This window comes from Picosynechococcus sp. PCC 7003, from assembly GCF_001693255.1.
GTDB lineage: Bacteria > Cyanobacteriota > Cyanobacteriia > Cyanobacteriales > MRBY01 > MRBY01.
Map to the genome: position 1 here is coordinate 1,770,465 of NZ_CP016474.1, position 19,129 is coordinate 1,789,593.

The following is a 19,129-nucleotide window of genomic DNA, read 5'->3' on the forward strand; positions in this document are numbered from 1 at the left end:
AATATTAAAGAATAGGTTTTAGGGAGGGAAGTTCCAGGGGAAAAGTTTTTTCTGCCATGATTCCAAGGGTTTAACGGAAATGCTGACAGAGTTCAAGGATCTTCGTCGGGAGAATCTCCGTGGCGATCGCCCCTTGTTTTAGACCGGCTTCAAGTTCGAGCAAAATCGGCAGGGTTTTGAGGAGTTGCTGGCTCCGCAACCGGGCAATCTCTTTTTTGAGAAAATATAGACGTTTGGGATTTTTGAGATCCGCGAGTTTGGCGATCGCCTGATCGTCCCGTTCCCCCGCCTCAATCATTACCTTGATAATTGTCCATAATCGGAATTGCCCGATTAATGTCGCCACAATCCGCAGAGCTGGTTCATTTTGCGCCAACAGTTCCCCCACTAGTTGAATGGCTAAACCACCATTGCCTTCCCGGATCGCCTCACAAAGTTGCAAGCTATTTTGGTTCGTTGCTGCCACCAGGATTTGAATGTCAGATTGAGTTAGCGGTTGTGTCCGGTTCCCTTGATAAATTCTGAGCTTTTCCAACTCATTCCAGAGCCGCCGCGTATCATTTCCCACCGCCTCACCGAGCAATTCTGTGGCTTGTCGATCTAAATTCACCCCCAATTCCCGCGCTGTTGCTTTAACGCGATCCGCAAGGGCTTCCGTTTGCCAGGGAGGAATCGGCGAAAACTCTCGCACTTTGGCGTGTTCATGGATAAATTTTGTCGATTTTAGCCGCTTGTCCGGTTTTTTTCGACTGGTGATAAGGAGATGGGAGCTATCTGGGACGACGGGCAACGTGCGTTGTAATTCCTGTAAAAGACTATCTGAACAGGATTGACACAGGGTTGCTTCATTGAGCCAGATCAAGCGTCCTCCCATGCCAAAGGGCGGCGTCATCACCTCGTTGAGGGCATCAATGGTACTTTCCTCTTTGCTGCCGTCGTAGGTCTGAAAATTAAACGATAGCCACGCCGGATCTAAGACCGATTGCTTAATCTGATCCACCGCTTGGGCGATCGCAAAATCATCCTCTCCCCAGAAAAAATACACCGCCATCGCAATCCGCTAAAATCACAAACAAAGCAAGGTAAAGTAAATAGAGCATCCCTCGCAACGTAACCATTATGCCCAGAACACAGCGCAACGATAATTTCATCGACAAAAGCTTTACGGTGATGGCCGATATCATCCTCAAAATTCTGCCCACCAACAACCGCTCCAAAGAAGCCTTTGCCTACTATCGCGATGGGATGTCGGCCCAAGCTGATGGGGAATATTCCGAAGCCCTCGAAAACTACGAAGAAGCCCTGAGACTCGAAGATGACCCCAACGATCGTAGCTATATCCTCTACAATATGGGCCTCATTTATGCCAGCAACGGCGATCACCGTAAAGCCCTAGAACTCTACCATGAAGCCATTGATCTCAACCCTCGGATGCCCCAGGCTTTAAATAACATTGCTGTGGTCTACCACTACCAAGGCGAAAAGGCGAAGCAAGCCGGCAATGAAGACGAATCGGAAGCGCTCTTTGATAAAGCCGCCGAATATTGGAAGCAGGCGATCCGCATTGCGCCAAACAACTACATCGAAGCCCAAAACTGGCTAAAAACCACTGGCCGCTCGGAAATGGACGTCTTTTTCTAAATTAGCCCGTCATTAAAACTTTAAAAAAGCAAGCATTCACATTGAGAATTTAAACATGATTGATCTTGAACAGGTTCGCAAGGTTGCCCATTTGGCACGGTTGGAATTGACGCCGGAAGAGGAACAACGTTTACCATCCCAACTCAGTGCGATTTTGGATTATGTCGAACAACTCAGCGAACTGGACACGGACAATGTAGAGCCGACTACCAGAGCCATTGATGTGAGTAATATTACCCGCGCCGATGAGCAAAAAACCTTTGGCGATCGCCAATTGCTGCTAGACAATGCCCCGGATCGCGAAGAAGACTACTTCCGCGTCCCCAAGATCCTCGGCGAAAGCGAATAGACCATTATTCTTTGAGTATTGTTAGCCAGGTTTCTCTGTTTACCGCCATGGGGAGATCTGGCTGCTTTTTTAGATTTCTTGATCAACAGACTGCACCGCTTCCTGCAGAATCTCTGTAATCCACTTGTTAATGCTAATATTTTTGCTGGTCGTAATCATTGAGATTTCCCGGTGTAGCTCCGGCGGCACTCGCAAATTAAACCGTCCTGAATAGTCTTTTGTTGGCTTAATCCCTTTTTCGGCACAGACTTCGAGAAAAGTATTAAGAGAATTTCTAAATTCCTGGCGGAGTTCTGCTGGATTACTACCATAAAAATCTGCGCCGCCATTTAACCCCAAGATTTCGCCGCGAAATAAGTCGAGTTCGGGATCATACTCAATTTTTGCTCGATAACCATCAAGAATCATCATGTTCATGGTTTTACTCCGTGGGATTCTAACTATTTCCGAATGCTGGCAACGGCTCCTTTATCAGTTTTAGGGGAAGGGTGAGGTCGATGAAAAACCCGCACTTCACCAAAGAGAATTACAGCAACTCGCGATCCGCTTCTCTCGGAAATTTCTGCTCCTAGTTCCAGCAAGAGCCCCTCAATGTCAGACCAGGCAATGTTGCCACTGATGGGCCTTTGAAAAATAAGCGCTAAGGTTTTACTGTTTTTACGCTTCATTTAGTTAAGCACCTCGATGGTACTACAAAAAAGTACCAAAATATTATGCCCAGAACATTGCATCACGATAATTTCATCGTGAGAAGGGTCGCAGTTAAAATATATGTTTCGTGGGGGTCTTGGCCTAATTAATCTCAAAGAAATTTCCTAGAAGCCCAAGATTTCAACAAAGATTTGTACAATACAATACGGTTTCTTTAAAAAATATTAAGGTTTTACCCATGGGCCAGACCACAGAAGCACAGACCCTAAAGTATGGGGAGCGCGAAATTGAAAACGGCGAGCTGATCACCTTCCCGAACCCCCGCCCCGGACGACGTTATACCATTAACATCACCCTGCCAGAATACACTTGTAAATGTCCTTTTTCTGGCTACCCGGACTTTGCCACGATTTATATTTCCTACGTTCCTGACCAAAAAGTTGTAGAGCTCAAGGCAATCAAGCTTTATATCAACAGTTACCGCGATCGCTATATTTCCCATGAAGAAGCAGTTAATCAAATTCTCGATGACCTGGTAGCGGCTTGTGACCCCCTCGAAATGACGATCAAAGGGGACTACCAACCCCGTGGTAATGTGCATACTGTCATTGAAGTCACCCACACGAAAGAACAGGCATGATGATTTTCGCTTGGCAGTTCCAATCCCCCGGCCCCATTTTGTTTGAGGTGGGTAATTTTGCAATTCGCTGGTATGGTCTTTTGATAGCGATCGCCGTGTTGATTGGGGTGAATCTCTCCCAATTTTTGGCAACGCGACGGGGGGTCAAACCGGAGTTACTAGCCGATTACATTATCTGGGGAATTATCGGGGCCATTCCCTGCGCGCGCTTGTATTATGTGCTGTTCCAGTGGCGTAGTTACGCGGATCGGCCCCAGGATATTATTGCGATTTGGCAAGGGGGCATTGCAATCCACGGGGCGATCCTTGGTGGCGTGATTGCAGCCTTGATTTTTTGTCGTCTACATCGAATTTCTTTTTGGCAGCTAGGGGATTTGATCGCGCCTTCCTTGATTTTGGGTCAAGCTATTGGTCGCTGGGGGAATTTTTTCAATTCTGAGGCTTTTGGGGCACCGACTGATTTACCCTGGAAGCTTTATATCCCCCTCCAAAATCGTCCTTTAGGTCTTGTGGAATACGAGTATTTTCACCCAACTTTCCTCTATGAATCTGTCTGGAATCTTGGGGTTTTTGCCTTGCTCCTCTATCTGTTTTTCTGGGGTATGCGCCATGGCGATCGCCTCAAAACAGGCACGATTTTTCTGACCTACTGGATCGCCTATAGTGCGGGCCGGGTTTGGATTGAAGGCTTGCGAACTGACAGTTTGATGCTTGGTGGTATTCGCATTGCTCAACTGGTCAGCTTAACCGGGATGGCCCTTGGTATTTTGGGGTTGGTTTGGTTGTACGTCCTCAAACGGCGTCTGCCCGATGTGCGATCGCCGCGGGAATTGCGAGAGGCAGAAGCTATCCCAGAAAATTCTGAGACTTAAACCATTACCATTGCTCCTCTAATCACAAGGTTATCCATGGGCCAAACCATCCTCGTTACTGGAGCGGTCCGCTCCGGCAAAAGTGAATGGGCAGAACACCTTGCCCTCCAGTCCCAACGCCCCGTCACCTATATTGCAACGGCCACCGAAGATCCTGATGACCCCGAATGGATGGCCCGTATCCAACACCACCGCGATCGCCGCCCCGAAACTTGGGGATTTATCGGTGAATCAGTCCATCTAACCGCCGCCATTCACCGCACGCCTGAAGACCACTGCGTCCTCGTAGATTCCTTAGGTTTGTGGGTTGCTAATCATTTAGAAACAGAGCCTGCTCCTTGGCACCAGCTCACCACAGCATTTTTAGAGACCGTCAAAAATTCCCCACGGATCCTAATCCTCGTCGCTGAAGAAACCGGTTGGGGCCTCGTGCCTACTTACCCATTAGGACGCTTATTCCGCGATCGCCTAGGTCGCTTGATCCGCGAAGTAGGCCTTGTTGCTGATCAAGCCTATCTGTTAGTGGGTGGCCACGCCTTAGATATTAAAAAGCTAGGACAACCCTTGCCTCCAGTAAAAACGCCCCTTAGCTGAAGTTGATTGTATCTTTTTGTAACAAAAACTCTGCTAGATATTAAGAAAAGTGTTTACACTCAGGTTATAAAATCCTTCAGAAGGCTGTATGCCCATGGAGTATGTGTTATTTTAAGAAACGTTAACCGTCTGGAATAGCCTATATTTCATAAGGTTGACCCGCTTACGTAGTTTCAGGAAACTCCCCCGACCATAGGATTTATACCTATTGGCTTTTGCTCATTTGACAGGGAGAATCCATAACAAGGAAACTAGCGTAAGCCATTTAATATCCAACCCTTGTTCATTCATATAGACAAGAGGAATTAAAAACTATGACTATTGCAGTCGGACGCGCGCCCCAGGAACGAGGCTGGTTTGATGTCCTCGATGACTGGTTAAAGCGAGATCGATTTGTCTTCGTCGGTTGGTCCGGTATCCTCCTGTTCCCCTGCGCCTTTATGGCTCTCGGTGGCTGGTTGACTGGTACCACCTTCGTTACTTCTTGGTACACCCACGGATTAGCATCCTCTTATCTCGAAGGGTGTAACTTCCTGACTGTTGCTGTATCCAGCCCCGCTGACAGCCTCGGTCACTCCCTCCTTTTCCTCTGGGGCCCCGAAGCCAACTGGAACTTTGCCCGTTGGTGCCAACTCGGTGGACTCTGGAGCTTTGTTGCCCTCCACGGTGCTTTCGGTCTGATCGGCTTTATGCTGCGTCAGTTTGAAATTGCCCGTCTGGTAGGAATCCGTCCCTACAATGCGATCGCCTTCTCTGGCCCCATTGCGGTATTCGTCAGTGTATTCCTGATGTACCCCTTGGGTCAGTCTAGCTGGTTCTTTGCACCTAGCTTTGGTGTCGCTGGTATCTTCCGTTTCATTCTGTTCCTACAAGGTTTCCACAACTGGACCCTGAACCCCTTCCACATGATGGGTGTTGCAGGGATTCTCGGTGGTGCCCTGCTCTGTGCGATCCACGGGGCGACAGTAGAGAACACCCTGTTTGAAGACAGTGACCAAGCAAATACCTTCCGGGCATTTGAGCCGACCCAGGCAGAAGAAACCTACTCGATGGTGACCGCAAACCGTTTCTGGTCTCAGATTTTCGGGATTGCGTTTTCCAATAAGCGTTGGTTGCACTTCTTCATGCTGTTTGTACCTGTAACCGGGCTGTGGATGAGTTCTGTGGGTATTGTGGGTTTAGCATTAAACCTACGAGCCTATGACTTCGTATCCCAGGAGATCCGCGCAGCGGAAGACCCTGAATTTGAAACGTTCTACACGAAGAATATTCTGCTGAACGAAGGTATGCGGGCCTGGATGGCACCGCAAGACCAAATTCACGAACAATTTGTATTCCCTGAGGAGGTATTACCCCGTGGTAACGCTCTCTAATGCGCCCATTTCCGGTGGTCGTGATATCGAATCGACCGGCTTTGCGTGGTGGGCTGGTAATGCCCGCCTGATCAATCTCTCCGGTAAGCTCTTGGGTGCCCACGTTGCCCATGCTGGCCTTATCGTATTCTGGACTGGTGCGATGACTTTGTTTGAAGTCGCCCACTTTGTCGCAGAGAAGCCCATGCACGAGCAGGGTTTCATCCTAATGCCTCACCTCGCAACCCTTGGTTGGGGTGTAGGCCCCGGTGGGGAAGTTATCGATACTTTCCCCTACTTCGTTGTTGGTGTATTACACCTCATCTCTTCTGCGGTTCTCGGTCTTGGTGGTATTTACCATGCTGTCCGTGGCCCTGAAACCCTTGAAGAATATTCCAGCTTCTTTGGTTATGACTGGAAAGACAAGAACCAAATGACCAATATCATTGGTTACCACCTCATCCTTCTCGGCTGTGGTGCGTTGCTACTTGTCTTTAAAGCGATGTTCTTTGGTGGTGTATACGACACTTGGGCCCCCGGTGGTGGCGACGTGCGTATCATCAGCAATCCGACTTTGAATCCTGCGGTGATCTTTGGTTATCTGTTCAAGGCTCCCTTTGGTGGTGAAGGTTGGATCATCGGTGTCAACAACATGGAAGATATTATCGGTGGTCACATTTACATCGGTTTGATTTGTATCTTCGGTGGTATCTGGCACATCCTCACCAAACCTTTCGGTTGGGCCCGTCGGGCGCTCGTTTGGTCTGGTGAAGCTTATCTTTCCTACAGTCTCGGTGCTTTGTCCTTAATGGCCTTCATCGCGACTTGCTTTGTTTGGTTTAACAACACTGCTTACCCCAGTGAGTTCTATGGCCCGACTAACGCTGAAGCGTCCCAGTCTCAGGCTTTAATCTTCTTGGCCCGTGACCAATCTATGGGTGCGAACGTTGGTTCTGCTCAAGGTCCTACTGGTCTTGGTAAGTACCTGATGCGATCGCCTACTGGTGAGATCATCCTTGGTGGTGAAACCATGCGCTTCTGGGATTTCCGTGGTCCTTGGTTGGAGCCGCTTCGTGGCCCCAATGGTCTTGACCTCGATAAAATCCGCAATGACATTCAGCCTTGGCAACTGCGTCGTGCGGCTGAGTACATGACCCACGCCCCGAATGCTTCCATTAACTCTGTTGGTGGGATTATTACGGAGCCTAACTCCTTTAACTTTGTGAACCTCCGTCAGTGGTTGGCTGGTTCTCACTTCGTTCTTTCTTTCTTCTTCCTCGTTGGTCACCTGTGGCATGCTGGTCGTGCACGGGCGGCTGAAGCTGGTTTCGAGAAAGGGATTGACCGTGAGACTGAGCCCGTACTGAACATGAACGAGCTTGACTAAGAGTTTGTTGAGCCTTCAGTTGAGTCACTGAATTTCACTCATAGAAACCAAAAAACTCCTGCCCTAGGGTAGGAGTTTTTTGCTTGGGGGATACAACCTTTAGGAGAATGTATATGAGCGGAACATGGCTTGGGTGCCTTGTTCGAGGGCATCGGCCAACTGGGCGGTGTCTTTAAATTTTTGGGTTGCCAGGGCTAAACCGGGTAATTCTAGGTCTGCGAGACTTTCGTTGACTAGGCGGAGGTCTTTGATAATGTGCTTGACCATGAAACCCGGTCGAAAATCGCTAGCGGTAATTTTGTGGCCGAGGTTGGCGATCGCCCAGGAACCTGCCGCCCCGGTCTGACAAGCTTCGATCATTAAATCAGGGTCAATGCCTTGGGATTGGGCCAGCTTAATCGCCTCACAGAGGGCCACCATATGAATTGCGCAAAGAACTTGGTTACACATTTTTACAGCCTGGCCACTACCTGTCTTCCCGCAGTAGTAAATATTCTTACCCATGGCTTCTAGGTAAGGTTTGGCTTCGTCGAAATCAGGGCGATCGCCCCCACCCATAATCGTCAAGGTGCCATTTTCTGCGCCGACATCCCCACCACTGATGGGGGCATCGAGGAACCGGAGATTTTTGGCTTGGAGTGTTTCGGCAATTTCCTGGGCCGCACGGGTGCCAATGGTGCTGAAATCAACAACCAGGGCATTGGGTTTAGCATGGTGGATCACCCCTTTTTCCCCTAGGAGAACTGATTTCACGTCGGGGACATCGCTCACACAACTAAAAATGTAATCTGCATCGTTTACCGCAGTGGCGATCGCCGGGGCAACGGGCAAACCCGCTGTGGCCACCCTAGCTAAATGAGGACTGGCAGCGGAACGATTCCAAACCGTGACTTGGAAACCTTTTTTCTGGAGGTTGAGGCTCATCGGTGCCCCCATGACCCCCATGCCGAGAAACGCAATTTTTTTCGTCATTAGTTATTAATGATGATCAAGATCGCTTCTAGGTTACTCCGGGAACAACTGAATTTCCGGAGACTCTAGATCATTGGTGCTTTGTTCTAGGGGATCTGTCTCTGGGGAAATATCCGATTCTGGCACAGTGGGGCTTGGCTCAACCTCTGGCTCAGGAGCGCTTTCAGTGGTTTCCGGGGGAGACGATATTTCTGGTTCTACTTCAGATTCCGGTGCGGTTGGTTGTGGGGCTTCGATCTCTGGAGCTGTGGTGGGAGCGACCTCTTCATCAATCTCTGGCGGAAGATCGGGTTGCTTAACTTCCAAAGATGACTCAGATTGACTGGGGCTTGCCTCCTCGACGGTGGCAGCAGGTTCTTCTGCCTCGGCTGGCATTGTCTCAGGCGCATCAGGAGAGGGGATGGGTTCCGTCTCTGGTGTTACTTCTTCTTCTAGTGTTGGTAACGTTTTTTCTACAGCAGGAGCTACTTCTGTTTCTGCTGCGGGCATGGGTTCATCAATTTCCGGAACAACGGTTGGTGCTGGCTCTGATGTTTCTTCCGGGGTGGTGGTTTCTACTTCAGGGGTGAGAGGCTTGGTGGTAACGAGACGCTTCGCGGTTCTGAGGGAGAGTTTATTTTGGACGAGCTTGGCCAGGGTATCGTTGAGCTTCGGATCGTAGTTAATGACGCGGACAGGGCTATTGTAGATATTTTCTAGCAGTTCCCCTTGGTCATCGATAAATTCCAGTTTGAGCCAGTTTTCGCCTTTTTTAAAGCCTTCGAGGTAGATGGGGTGCCAGTCATCGAGAATAAAGCTCTCACCATTAATGGTGATCCGGATGCGCCAGTCGTTTACATCGTCACTATTGTCGGCCTGGGCAATGAAATGGAGTGGGGCATTGGTCAGATAAAAATCCAACATGATCGGCTCGGCACCATAGGTTCCCTGGGGACGGCTATAGGTAAGCAGGGGCTGTTGGAAATCGGGAATATTATTATTGCTCTTGGTGAAAATATTAAAGGTGGTTTCGGCGTAGGCACCTTCGTTTTTAAAGCTTTCGTGCCAGGGACGGGAGGCAAAGGCGCGGATCAGGTGGCTACCGGGACTGAGGTTTTCGAGGGTGACGGGCTTGCTGGTGTCATAGACGGCAATGTAGGGCTGGTCATCGACAAACAGGTGAACGTGCGGCCCCATGCCTAGTTCTTCGTCTTTGAAAATGGGTAGGTCATTGACCTGGAGCTGGACGTCGATGGTGGTGCTGTCAAAGGTTTCGTCGGGACGGGGACTGAGAATTTTGACCTGGGGTTGGTATTGGTCTAATTCTTGGCGCAGTGCGGTAATGAGGCTAGGAGTCGCCACTTCTGTGAGTGCTTGGGTGGTGACGGGCGTCGGTTCGCGATTGAGATCACTGGCGAGACGGGCATCGAGGCGATCGCCACAACTCCACAGGCCCAATGCCAAAACAATAAGGAGAATAATCCGCTTAAACATTTCCCACAGTCCTTGATAAGCCACGCTTTTTATCTTCTCACTGACCCGACAAACAGCCAATGGTCAAAATGATAATGGGCTGTTTCTATCAAATTACCAGCGAATTTTGTAGAGATGGAACAGTTCGCCAGATTGTTCTTTGATGATTTTGGCCCCGGATTTTTTGATCAGGGCTTGCCAGTCGTTGAGATTTTCGAGGAATACTTCGGCGCCCAGGTAGGTTTCGAGGATTGACCAGTCTTCGGCCATGTCTTGGGTTGGGTCAATCACATCAAAGACAAAAAAACTGCCTGGTTTGAGGACACGCTGGACTTGTTCTAATACGGTTTCCCAATATGCCAGGGGATAGTAACAGCTAAATCCGGTGGCGATCGCCAAATCGAAAAAACTGTCCTGGTAGCTTTCGAGGTGATGGGCAGGTTTGTTCGAGATGCCCTTAAAGAGTTTGGAATTGAGCTGGGGGGCGCGGGATTGGAGGATTTCTGTGGCAACTTTGCTGATGTCTTGGCCATAAAAATAAGCATTCCAGTCGCGCCAAGGGTAGATCAAAAAGCTGATCCCGCAACCTAGATCGAGGCAATGTTGATTTTTCTTCGGTTGGGCTAATTCCCAAAATTTCGAGGTAACGCGGTTCTGGAGTTTGCCGGATTGCCAGTCGAGGAAAATAGGCAGGGCTTGTACTTCGTCGGGAAGATCGGGCCTTTGGTTTTGGTATTCTGCGTCGAAACGTTTGGCGATCGCCTCCGTGAGGGTAAACCAATTCAATTCGCGGTTATCGGTGGGTAACTGGGAAAACATGGGCGGCCCCAAATCCTAAAAAAGCATCCAAGCCATTCCATTGTACAAGTCGCCTTCAAAGAAAATTTTCAGGTCTGTCTTCGGAACAGTACAGTGTTTCTATAATCTTAGGTGTAAATCTAGCATCTATGTCCCCAAGCTATGCAGCAATCCATCTGCCTCAACCCTGCTTGCTCCAGCTTCAATCCGATTCAACACAATTATTGTTCCCAATGCCGCACCCTCTTAGTTCCAAAATACCGTTATGAAAACCGCCTGCCAAGCCGGTCTGTCGGGGGTCGATGACCTAGATAAGTGGCGTGGGGCAGGAATACTCAAGAGCGATCTTGGTTGGGAAGCCCGTGGTGTGCTCTTAGGGTCAGCGTCGGGAGGATGTCACCGGCCACCGACGACAACATTTTTAATGCGCAAGTGAGGGCCGCCAACACTGACAGGTAATCCTCCTTGGCCACCTTTACCACAGCCGCCGTTGGTATAGAGGGTGTCGTTACCGATCGCCTCAATGTCCTTCAGAGTTTGGAAGACATTACCAGAAAGGGTGACATCACTAACGGGTTCGGCGATTTTGCCATCACGGATCATGTAGCCTTCTGCCGCCGCAAAGGTAAACATTTCCCCATTGGTTTGGCCGCCAATCATCCGCACTGCATAAACCCCTTCTTCGATATCTTGGATCATTTCTGCAAAGGGGGTATCGCCGGGCTCAATCGCCGTATTCGTCATGCGTACCAGGGGCGGATAAGAAGCTTGTAGGGCGCGGGCATTACCTGTGGGGGCTTCGCTCATTTTGCCGGCGGTTTCCCGGGAGTGGAGTCGCTGGGTAAGCACACCGTCTTTGATGAGATATTTACGCTGACCGGGCACCCCTTCGTCGTCGTATTTCATCGTGCCGGGCAGATCAGGAAGGGTGGCATCATCGATCACATTCAGTTGGGAAATACCGAGGGGTTTACCGATAGTGAGCAACTCCTGCATCCGGGGATTTTCATAGACAAAATCTGCTTCGGATAAGTGGCCAAAGGCTTCGTGGATAAAAACCCCTGCGAGGTAAGGATCAAGGACAACAGTATATTGGCCGCCTTTGACGGGTTTGGCTTCTAGTTGGCGGATGGCTCTTTCGGCTGCACCTTTAACGCGATCGCCAATCCCAAGGAGCACATCAAAATCACAGCGGGAATGAATGGATTCAAACCCCTGGCGGACAACCCCATCTTCGCCCCTGGCGATCGCCCCAAATCTACCGTTAACATCGAGGCGTTCTTGGATGATGCAACTGCCGTTGGAGTTGACGAAGTAGGTGGTGACAAAACTGTCACTGATGCTCGCCATGGTGGTTTGAATCCGGGGGTCATAATCCAGCAAAATTTGATTGTATTTCGCCAGCAGATCCCGTTTTTCCTTAAGGGAAATAGTGCGGGGGTCGGTTTTAATCTCTACCGGCACATAGTCTTCGATGGCACCACTGGGAGCGAGTTGGGTCGATTCTTTCCCCACAAGTTTCGCTTGGGAAACCGCTTCAGCAACGCGATCGCCTAATTCGGCAAGGCCATTGAAGGTGACAAAACTCCAACCCCCCTGGTGGCAGGCCCGAATCCCGCCGGCGAGGGCAAAACTACGGTTACTGCCGTCGAACTGCGCCCCCCGGAAGGCCAGACTGGTAGATTCACTCTGCTGCACCCGAATTTCTAGGTAGTCCACAGCCTCTTGATGGGTGGCGATCGCCCCTTGGAGGGCATCGGTAATCTGTTGCATGGTGAGGGTCGTCATCGATCTTTACTCCTTAATTTCAGCCGCAATCGTTAAGTCTTCAAGGTTCCAGAGGGGGCCACCCAGGGCCGAATGTTGCACCCCTTCAATTTTGTCACGCACCGCCGCGAGGGAATAATTGTTCACCAGATGGATAAACGGCAAATATTCCGCTGCGAGTTCTTGGGTTTTAGCATAAATCTCCTTACGTTTGTCGAGATCCAGCTCCTGGGCCCCTTGGATGTAGAGATCCGCAATTTCCTGTTCCCAATCATTGATCACCCGGTCGGTCAGAGGTGTGGTACCTGGCCGTGCTGCTTGGTTAAACATATGCAAATTACCGTCGGGAAACCACACATTGGCACCACCATTAGGCTCATTTCCTCCTGTTAAACCCAACAAGAAACAATCCCAATCGAGGGAATTGCTCAACTTATCGACGAGGATATTAAAACCAATCGGGCTATAGTCCACCTGCATCCCCAGGGCTTCGAGATCCTGCTCAATTTGGGTGGCCATCGCCTCACGGATTTTGTTGCCCGCATTGGTAATCAAAGAAAAACGCACCGGATTATTGTCGGCATCAATTAATTGCCCCTGGGCGTTGTGGGAAAAGCCCGCCTCTTCGAGGAGCGCCTTGGCCCTGTCCGGGTCGTAATCGTAGGTTTGCACCTGGTCGTTGTAGAAGGGAGATTGCACTGAAATCGGCGAATGTTGCACTTCCCCTAAACCTCGGTAAATATTATTCACCATGCGCTGGCGATCAATGCCATAGGCCACAGCCTGGCGAAACTTCAGATTGTTAAACCATTTCGACTTAATGGGATCGACGAGGGGTTTACCGTCCCGCTTCCCGGTATTGAGATTAAAGGAAATAAAACTCGTGCCGTAGGCTTCACCGCCGTTGTAGATGGTAAATTCGCCCCGATCTTCTTCCCGTTTCAGGAGCGAAAAATAATCTGGGCTGACCCCTGTAACATCCAAGTCACCAGACCGGAATTGCAGCAAGGTGGTGTCGGTGTTGGGGACAATTTGCCAAACGATTTGATCCACGTAGGGTTTGGGGGTTTGCCAGTAGTAGGGATTGGGCTGAAAGATTAAGCGCTGGCCCACGGCATAGTTAATCAACTGGTAAGGGCCGCTGGAAACTAAATCTTGCGGTGGCGTGCTGACGCCCCAGGTACCCAAAAAGAGGGGATTGCCTTCGCTGTCGGTCTGCTCAACGCTTTCGCGGAGGACATGTTCTGGCAGAATTTCCAGGGCTGTATTGTTGAGGAAAGGCGCAAAGGGTTCGGTGATCGTGAATTTCACTTGGCGATCGCCTACTTTTTCCACCGTCGGTAAAGTCCCGGCAATGCCCACCCGCAGGCCATCACGGGAATTGGTGGGGATTTTTTCGTTGAGATAAATCTGGTTATAGCTAAAGACAACATCATCAACGGTGAGGGGTTCCCCGTCAGACCATTGCAGATTGTCCCGCAGGGTAAAGGTCAAGCTGAGTTGATCTTCGGAAAATTCCCAGGATTCGGCAAGCCGGGGCTCCGTTTCTCCAGTGACGGGATTTTCGGAAACTAAGCCTTCGTAGGTAAGACCAAAAATACTGGGTGACTCTGCCGAGAGGGCCGGGTTAAAGGTTTTTGGGTCACTGAGGACGCTGATCACAATTTGGTTGTCCCCTGCCCCCGTGGCGTTACTGGCTTGGGGATTACAGGCGGTGAGGACAGAGGGCAGAGTTAAGGTAAAGGCGATCGCCGCCACAAATGCCCAAAACCGCTGTAACCGAAATAATTTAGAGAATTGAAATGATTTATTCTTCTTCATTGCCCTGTGCCCCATCTAAACGCCCTAGTTCATACACCCCACAGCCAGCACAGGCCATTACGCCCAAACTGATCGCCCAACTGTGGCCGAGGCTCCACTCCACTCCAAAGTTGCAACCGGCGCCAAAGAGCAAAAAGGGCAAAATACTTAGGAGCGAGGCCGAAAAAGCACTTTTGGATTCACGAATTTCTTTGTCCTTTTCAAATTCTTCTTCGGAAAAATAAAGCGATCGCTCGGCCCAGTTCATCCAACGCTCTAGACCATTCAAGATCCCTTCCCGCAACGGAGCAATACCGATATAAAGGGCAAAGGCCCAGAGGCAAGCGCCGGCGATCGTGCTGGCTTCGATGGGAATCATAAAGGGAAAAAATTCACGCAACATGGGGAGAGTAAGGGCGACAACTGTGTTTAAAGATTGTATCGATTGTGGTGGTCTTCGGCATCCTCTCCCCCATGATCTCCCCCGGCAATGGCGATCGCCCTAGGAGTTAAACCATCTCTAAAGGGGGAATTTCCGAACGCTGCATGGTGGCCTCTAACTGCACTTCTGCCATATCCGCCTCTACTGCTGCCATCAGTTGCTCCCGGAGGTCGGGCATCACAGCCAAGGCCCTGGTCCAATCGGGAATGCGGTACACAGCCGGCTCGTGCATATATTTATCAAAGGCCAAGGGAATGATTTGTTCAAAGCTTTCGACGGTCATTTCTTCCCGGTGGCGGTCATAGGGAATACCGTTACAGGTCGCATCAACAAAATATTGACGGATCATATCCTGGGCCACACGGCGGAACTTCACCTGGAGCGCGATTTGGTGCCCTTCAGAGAAAACAATCGACTCTGTTTCTGTCAGGGTGCGCAGGATCGAAGACAAAATTTCGGTGCACATTTTCTGTAATCCTTCTTGGGGATTGTTGCCTACCGCTTTGTGTTTGTGGTCAAAGAAGCCCAGATCTACCTGGGCCACCCGTTTCGGCGCTACATTGCGATAAACTTCTGCCAATAACCCCACCTCAATGCCCCAGTCACAGGGAACGCGCAGATTTAAAGCCAGATCTGCGGTCATGGCAAATTCACCGGCGAGGGGATAGCGATAGGATTTGAGGTAGTGGAGATAGGCATTGCGTCCCAGGACATCTTCGAGGGTTGCCAACAGAGGCGCAACAAAGAGGCGCACAACCCGGCCATTCATCGCTCGGTTTTCGAGACCGAGACGGGTGTAATAGGCTTTGTTATAGGCAATGCCAAATTCTGGCTCCACGATGGGATAAAACAGCTTGGCCACCAGGGAACGGTCAAAGGTGACAATGTCGGCGTCATGGAGGGCGATCGCCCGGGCATCTAGGGACGCCAGGCCAAGGCCCAGCCATACTGCCCAACCCTTGCCCATGTAATCAAGGAGATTGAGATTTTGGTGGGCCAGCTTTTCTAAAATGCCGCGAATCCGGGCCCCATTCGTCCAAATGACGTTGACTTTTTGGGGCAATTCGCTAAAAAACATCACGGCATGGTGATATTGTTCGACGGTTTCGGCGTGGAGACAAACATTGACCGTTTGGATGTAGGCACAGCCTTTTAAATGTTCTTTGATCCGGGTGAGGGCAGGCCGTTGTAGCTCTTCGTAAAGGGAAGGAATGAGTAACGCCATGGGGCAAATTTCACGAAGATTCATCAGGCGTTTTTCGAGGTAATCCAGATCGGCATCAAGATCATGGATGGTGGTGATGAATTCTTGGCAAAAGTCCATTGCTAGTCACCTAAATAAAAAGAAAATCTTAAAATTCGCCTTTAAATTAACCCAATTTTGCGGGGTTGGCCGTATCTAAAGCGACGTAAAAATTACTACAATGTCAGCTTCATTTGTTGATAGGCTGAGATTTAACTTGAGTAAAGGGTGAGTCAGTCGTTTTTTTGTCCCCAAGAAAATACTGAAAAAGCAGATCAAACTGATTTCTAAAATGATGTCTTTTGATGCTGTAGTGATAAGGCCCTGGGGCTTTAAAAAAAGCGAAGTCGGCAGATCCTTCGATGAGTGAAATTAGCGTGTTTGTCCTGTTACTCCTATGACCATTCCCCAGATTGCAGGTCTTGGCGATCGCCTTGATGAATTTTTTGCGACCCTGTATCCCAACCATCCGCCTACAGAGTTAGTTGCGCGCTTGGAGCGGGTGCTTGCGCCCCATTTAATGGCGACGGCGGGAAGCGAAGATTTATGGGATCAGAGTACAGCCCTGATGATTACCTACGGGGATAGCCTATACCAACCCAGTGCGGATAATGGCCCCAATCCTCTCCAGGTACTTTTGATTTTTCTGCGGGAGCGGCTCCAGGGGGTGATTAGCGGTGTGCATATTTTGCCGTTTTTCCCCTACAGTTCCGATGATGGCTTTGCGGTGATCGATTACCGCCAGGTCAATCCACAGTTGGGCAGTTGGCAAGACATTGAGGCGATCGCCGCCGAATTTGAAATGATGGCCGATCTTGTGATCAACCACGTCTCCAGTGAATCAGACTGGTTTCAGCAGTTCCTCGCCCAGGAAAAACCCGGCTGTGACTATTTCATTGAGGTGCCCCCAGATACCGATACCCAGTTAGTGGTGCGGCCCCGCAGTAGCCCTCTCTTAAGTAAATTTGCCACGACAAAAGGCGATCGCCACGTCTGGACAACCTTTAGCCGCGACCAAGTAGATGTCAATTTTGCCAATCCGGACGTTCTGTTTGAGTTTATCGATATCCTCTTGGGCTACTGCCAACATGGAATCCGCTTTATTCGTCTCGATGCGGTGGGCTTTCTCTGGAAAAAATTACAAACTGCCTGCATTCACCTGCGGGAAACCCATCTGGTAATCCAATTGATCCGGGAGATCCTCGCCATCACCTATCCGCGCACCGTTTTGATCACCGAAACCAACGTCCCCAACCGGGAAAATCTCAGTTATTTTGGCAAGGGCAACGAAGCCCACATGATCTACAATTTCAGCCTGCCGCCTCTCCTCCTCAATGCATTGATTCGCGGCGAAGCCCGGCACCTCAAAACCTGGATGAAAAGTATGCCCCCGGCCCAGGATGGTTGCGCCTATTTTAATTTCACCGCCTCCCACGATGGCATTGGCCTCCGTCCCGCCGAAGGTCTTCTAGAAGGCCAAGAATTCGAGCAATTGATCAAAACCATGGCCGATTTTGGGGCCAGGATCAGCTACCGTAGTCTGCCCAACGGCACCGAAAAACCCTATGAATTAAATATTTCTTTGTTCGATGCCCTCAAAGGCACCATCACAGGCCCCGACCCTTGGCAACGGCAACGGTTCCTCTGTTCCCAGGCGATCATGATGTCCTTAGAGGGAGTGCCGGCGTTTTATATCCATAGTTTTTTGGCGACCCCTAATGATGATGCCAAGGTAGCCGCGACGAACCATAACCGCAGCATTAACCGCCACCAATGGGATTATGATCTGCTCCAGAAAAAGCTCACTGATCCTGACTCTGACCAGGCTTGGGTCTTGCGAGAACTCATAAAACTCATCGCGATCCGTCGCCAGCAGCCTGCTTTCCATCCCAACGCGACCCAATATACCCTTGATTTCCAGAGTCCGGCAGTCTTTGGTTTTTGGCGTCAGAGCCGCGATCGCCGCCAGAGTATTTTCTGTTTGTTTAACCTGGGCGATCGCCCCACAACCATCCCAGTGGCAAGCTTAAACCTCATTTGCACCGACGACTGGCAGGATCTGTTGGGTCAAGTTGTGTTAGAAGAAGGCACAACGGACATTTCCCTAGCCCCCTATCAAACTGCGTGGATTACCAATGTTCCTCTGCTTCACTGATCTCGACGGCACCCTCCTCAACCACGATGACTATCGCTACGATGCGGCGATACCAACAATCCAGACCTTGAAACAAGCGGGAATTCCGATCATTCCCACCACCAGCAAAACGAAGGCAGAGGTGCTTGACCTGCGCGAGTCCCTTGGGTTAAAGGATCCATTTATTGTGGAAAATGGTAGCGGCATTTTCCTGGAACCGGGCGATCCACGGTTTGATTTTTCAGAATTGGATGTGGCGATGACGACCGAGGCCACCCTCACCACCATTACCCTCGGCATTTCCTACGCCCAAGCGCGACAATCCCTCCAGAATTTGGCCCAACAGATTGGGGAACCCTTGACGGGGTTTGGGGATTTAAGTCTGGAGGCATTACAGGATCTCACGCAGTTGCCCTTAGAAGCGTTAAAACAGGCGGGCGATCGCCAATTTAGTGAACCTTTTTTGCGGCCCCAAACGGATTTAGCACAGTTAGAATCTTTAGCGAAAAAAGCTGGTCTGCAAATCCTGGTGGGGAATCGCTTCTGTCATCTTTTGGGGGCGGGAGCCGGAAAAGGGCGCGCCGTGCAACTCCTCCAGCAGGCATGGCAAAAAGCCCATCCGGATCAACCGCCCATCAAAACCCTCGGCCTGGGGGATAGCCCCAATGATTTGTCTTTACTAGAAGCCGTCGATGTGGTGATCGCCGTACCGGGGCCAGAAGGAGTGAACCCGAAGCTAGCTTCCCATATTCAAGAGCAAGGCTGGTTAGTCGCCCCCTATCCCGGTGCTAAGGGCTGGGCCGCCGCAGTAGAAAAACAATTGAATGAGTTAGATCATCCCTTGGCGCGGTAAGACCTCCAGAGCATCTCTGATTCCTTCCGGTAGCAAGTCTATAGAAAATTCTTATCACTTACTTATTTTCTACTTATTTATATGGGGCTCTCTTTTGCAGTTAGTCGGCATCACATACTTCTTGATAGCTACACAACAATACAATCACAATTCTACAGATTACTTTTCAAATAGACCTTAAA

Annotated in this window: 20 protein-coding genes; 10 read left to right on the top strand and 10 right to left on the bottom strand. The window is 50.1% G+C overall.

All coding sequences use genetic code 11. The annotated features are described in order from the left end of the window. Positions 1 to 70: 70 nt before the first annotated feature. On the bottom strand, positions 71 to 1,051 hold the full coding sequence (gene holA, locus AWQ21_RS08420) for a DNA polymerase III subunit delta (protein WP_065714155.1): 981 nt from the start codon (positions 1,049 to 1,051) through the stop codon (positions 71 to 73). Between the two features lie 68 nt (positions 1,052 to 1,119). Between holA and AWQ21_RS08425 the strand changes: the two genes are divergently transcribed. Next, the gene (locus AWQ21_RS08425; RefSeq protein WP_065714156.1) at positions 1,120 to 1,641 is read left to right on the top strand and encodes a photosystem I assembly protein Ycf3; all 522 of its coding nucleotides are present in this window, start codon (positions 1,120 to 1,122) and stop codon (positions 1,639 to 1,641) included. 55 nt (positions 1,642 to 1,696) lie between these two features. Beyond that, the gene (gatC, locus tag AWQ21_RS08430; RefSeq protein ID WP_065714157.1) at positions 1,697 to 1,990 is read left to right on the top strand and encodes an Asp-tRNA(Asn)/Glu-tRNA(Gln) amidotransferase subunit GatC; all 294 of its coding nucleotides are present in this window, start codon (positions 1,697 to 1,699) and stop codon (positions 1,988 to 1,990) included. 69 nt (positions 1,991 to 2,059) lie between these two features. On the opposite strand, the gene AWQ21_RS08435 is transcribed toward gatC, so the two are convergent. Continuing rightward, positions 2,060 to 2,407: a type II toxin-antitoxin system HicB family antitoxin gene (locus tag AWQ21_RS08435; RefSeq protein ID WP_065714158.1), complete on the bottom strand. Its 348-nt coding sequence runs from the start codon at positions 2,405 to 2,407 to the stop codon at positions 2,060 to 2,062. Between the two features lie 23 nt (positions 2,408 to 2,430). Further along, positions 2,431 to 2,658, bottom strand: a complete 228-nt coding sequence (locus AWQ21_RS15910; RefSeq protein WP_071932277.1) for a type II toxin-antitoxin system HicA family toxin — start codon at positions 2,656 to 2,658, stop codon at positions 2,431 to 2,433. Positions 2,659 to 2,879: 221 nt separating this feature from the next. Between AWQ21_RS15910 and queF the strand changes: the two genes are divergently transcribed. From queF to psbC, 5 genes are all read left to right on the top strand, one after another. Next, a complete protein-coding gene (queF, locus tag AWQ21_RS08440) occupies positions 2,880 to 3,281 on the top strand; it encodes a preQ(1) synthase (RefSeq protein WP_065714159.1) in 402 nt (133 codons plus the stop codon). Beyond that, positions 3,281 to 4,153: a prolipoprotein diacylglyceryl transferase gene (lgt, locus tag AWQ21_RS08445; RefSeq protein WP_065715276.1), complete on the top strand. Its 873-nt coding sequence runs from the start codon at positions 3,281 to 3,283 to the stop codon at positions 4,151 to 4,153. The genes queF and lgt overlap by 1 nt, the downstream gene beginning before the upstream one ends. A gap of 36 nt (positions 4,154 to 4,189) precedes the next feature. Next, a complete protein-coding gene (gene cobU / locus AWQ21_RS08450; RefSeq protein ID WP_065714160.1) occupies positions 4,190 to 4,747 on the top strand; it encodes a bifunctional adenosylcobinamide kinase/adenosylcobinamide-phosphate guanylyltransferase in 558 nt (185 codons plus the stop codon). A gap of 314 nt (positions 4,748 to 5,061) precedes the next feature. Beyond that, positions 5,062 to 6,120, top strand: coding sequence for a photosystem II D2 protein (photosystem q(a) protein) (gene psbD, locus AWQ21_RS08455; RefSeq protein ID WP_012307174.1), 1,059 nt, complete (start codon positions 5,062 to 5,064; stop codon positions 6,118 to 6,120). Continuing rightward, positions 6,104 to 7,486 carry a photosystem II reaction center protein CP43 gene (psbC, locus tag AWQ21_RS08460; RefSeq protein ID WP_065714161.1) on the top strand — a complete coding sequence of 461 codons (1,383 nt, stop codon included), beginning with the start codon at positions 6,104 to 6,106 and terminating at the stop codon, positions 7,484 to 7,486. Before psbD ends, psbC begins: the two co-directional genes overlap by 17 nt. Positions 7,487 to 7,585: 99 nt before the next feature. Here the strand turns inward: psbC and AWQ21_RS08465 are convergent, their stop codons facing one another. The 3 genes from AWQ21_RS08465 to AWQ21_RS08475 all read right to left on the bottom strand — a co-directional run bounded on the left by AWQ21_RS08465 (position 7,586) and on the right by AWQ21_RS08475 (position 10,729). Further along, positions 7,586 to 8,458, bottom strand: a complete 873-nt coding sequence (locus AWQ21_RS08465) for an NAD(P)-dependent oxidoreductase (protein ID WP_065714162.1) — start codon at positions 8,456 to 8,458, stop codon at positions 7,586 to 7,588. A 33-nt stretch (positions 8,459 to 8,491) separates the two neighbouring features. Beyond that, entirely contained in the window at positions 8,492 to 9,955 is a 1,464-nt protein-coding gene (locus AWQ21_RS08470) for a hypothetical protein (protein WP_232314929.1), read from the bottom strand. Positions 9,956 to 10,024: 69 nt separating this feature from the next. Further along, entirely contained in the window at positions 10,025 to 10,729 is a 705-nt protein-coding gene (locus tag AWQ21_RS08475; protein ID WP_065714164.1) for a class I SAM-dependent methyltransferase, read from the bottom strand. Positions 10,730 to 10,870: 141 nt separating this feature from the next. On the opposite strand from AWQ21_RS08475, the gene AWQ21_RS16750 reads away from it, so the two are divergent. Further along, positions 10,871 to 11,014 carry a 4-Cys prefix domain-containing protein gene (locus tag AWQ21_RS16750; RefSeq protein WP_397428150.1) on the top strand — a complete coding sequence of 48 codons (144 nt, stop codon included), beginning with the start codon at positions 10,871 to 10,873 and terminating at the stop codon, positions 11,012 to 11,014. A gap of 90 nt (positions 11,015 to 11,104) precedes the next feature. Here AWQ21_RS16750 and AWQ21_RS08480 read toward each other — a convergent pair whose 3' ends face one another. From AWQ21_RS08480 to AWQ21_RS08495, 4 genes are all read right to left on the bottom strand, one after another. After that, a complete protein-coding gene (locus AWQ21_RS08480) occupies positions 11,105 to 12,496 on the bottom strand; it encodes a TldD/PmbA family protein (protein ID WP_157094724.1) in 1,392 nt (463 codons plus the stop codon). 6 nt (positions 12,497 to 12,502) lie between these two features. Continuing rightward, positions 12,503 to 14,296, bottom strand: coding sequence for an ABC transporter substrate-binding protein (locus AWQ21_RS08485; RefSeq protein WP_065714165.1), 1,794 nt, complete (start codon positions 14,294 to 14,296; stop codon positions 12,503 to 12,505). Then, on the bottom strand, positions 14,283 to 14,678 hold the full coding sequence (locus AWQ21_RS08490) for a hypothetical protein (RefSeq protein WP_065714166.1): 396 nt from the start codon (positions 14,676 to 14,678) through the stop codon (positions 14,283 to 14,285). The genes AWQ21_RS08485 and AWQ21_RS08490 overlap by 14 nt, the downstream gene beginning before the upstream one ends. 106 nt (positions 14,679 to 14,784) lie before the next feature. Continuing rightward, on the bottom strand, positions 14,785 to 16,041 hold the full coding sequence (locus AWQ21_RS08495) for a glucosyl-3-phosphoglycerate synthase (protein WP_065714167.1): 1,257 nt from the start codon (positions 16,039 to 16,041) through the stop codon (positions 14,785 to 14,787). Between the two features lie 316 nt (positions 16,042 to 16,357). Here AWQ21_RS08495 and AWQ21_RS08500 point away from each other — a divergent pair, with 316 nt between their 5' ends. Further along, entirely contained in the window at positions 16,358 to 18,115 is a 1,758-nt protein-coding gene (locus tag AWQ21_RS08500; protein ID WP_065714168.1) for a sugar phosphorylase, read from the top strand. Further along, entirely contained in the window at positions 18,096 to 18,947 is an 852-nt protein-coding gene (locus tag AWQ21_RS08505; protein WP_065714169.1) for a mannosyl-3-phosphoglycerate phosphatase, read from the top strand. Before AWQ21_RS08500 ends, AWQ21_RS08505 begins: the two co-directional genes overlap by 20 nt. Positions 18,948 to 19,129: the final 182 nt, after the last annotated feature.

Excerpts from the sequence above, each read along its gene's own strand:
- holA (WP_065714155.1), bottom strand. The coding sequence starts at position 1,051 with ATGGCGGTGTATTTTTTCTGGGGAGAGGATGATTTTGCGATCGCCCAA.
- AWQ21_RS08425 (WP_065714156.1), top strand. The coding sequence starts at position 1,120 with ATGCCCAGAACACAGCGCAACGATAATTTCATCGACAAAAGCTTTACG.
- gatC (WP_065714157.1), top strand. The coding sequence starts at position 1,697 with ATGATTGATCTTGAACAGGTTCGCAAGGTTGCCCATTTGGCACGGTTG.
- AWQ21_RS08435 (WP_065714158.1), bottom strand. The coding sequence starts at position 2,407 with ATGAACATGATGATTCTTGATGGTTATCGAGCAAAAATTGAGTATGAT.
- AWQ21_RS15910 (WP_071932277.1), bottom strand. The coding sequence starts at position 2,658 with ATGAAGCGTAAAAACAGTAAAACCTTAGCGCTTATTTTTCAAAGGCCC.
- queF (WP_065714159.1), top strand. The coding sequence starts at position 2,880 with ATGGGCCAGACCACAGAAGCACAGACCCTAAAGTATGGGGAGCGCGAA.
- lgt (WP_065715276.1), top strand. The coding sequence starts at position 3,281 with ATGATTTTCGCTTGGCAGTTCCAATCCCCCGGCCCCATTTTGTTTGAG.
- cobU (WP_065714160.1), top strand. The coding sequence starts at position 4,190 with ATGGGCCAAACCATCCTCGTTACTGGAGCGGTCCGCTCCGGCAAAAGT.
- psbD (WP_012307174.1), top strand. The coding sequence starts at position 5,062 with ATGACTATTGCAGTCGGACGCGCGCCCCAGGAACGAGGCTGGTTTGAT.
- AWQ21_RS08465 (WP_065714162.1), bottom strand. The coding sequence starts at position 8,458 with ATGACGAAAAAAATTGCGTTTCTCGGCATGGGGGTCATGGGGGCACCG.
- AWQ21_RS08475 (WP_065714164.1), bottom strand. The coding sequence starts at position 10,729 with ATGTTTTCCCAGTTACCCACCGATAACCGCGAATTGAATTGGTTTACC.
- AWQ21_RS16750 (WP_397428150.1), top strand. The coding sequence starts at position 10,871 with ATGCAGCAATCCATCTGCCTCAACCCTGCTTGCTCCAGCTTCAATCCG.
- AWQ21_RS08480 (WP_157094724.1), bottom strand. The coding sequence starts at position 12,496 with ATGACGACCCTCACCATGCAACAGATTACCGATGCCCTCCAAGGGGCG.
- AWQ21_RS08485 (WP_065714165.1), bottom strand. The coding sequence starts at position 14,296 with ATGAAGAAGAATAAATCATTTCAATTCTCTAAATTATTTCGGTTACAG.
- AWQ21_RS08490 (WP_065714166.1), bottom strand. The coding sequence starts at position 14,678 with ATGTTGCGTGAATTTTTTCCCTTTATGATTCCCATCGAAGCCAGCACG.
- AWQ21_RS08495 (WP_065714167.1), bottom strand. The coding sequence starts at position 16,041 with ATGGACTTTTGCCAAGAATTCATCACCACCATCCATGATCTTGATGCC.
- AWQ21_RS08500 (WP_065714168.1), top strand. The coding sequence starts at position 16,358 with ATGACCATTCCCCAGATTGCAGGTCTTGGCGATCGCCTTGATGAATTT.
- AWQ21_RS08505 (WP_065714169.1), top strand. The coding sequence starts at position 18,096 with ATGTTCCTCTGCTTCACTGATCTCGACGGCACCCTCCTCAACCACGAT.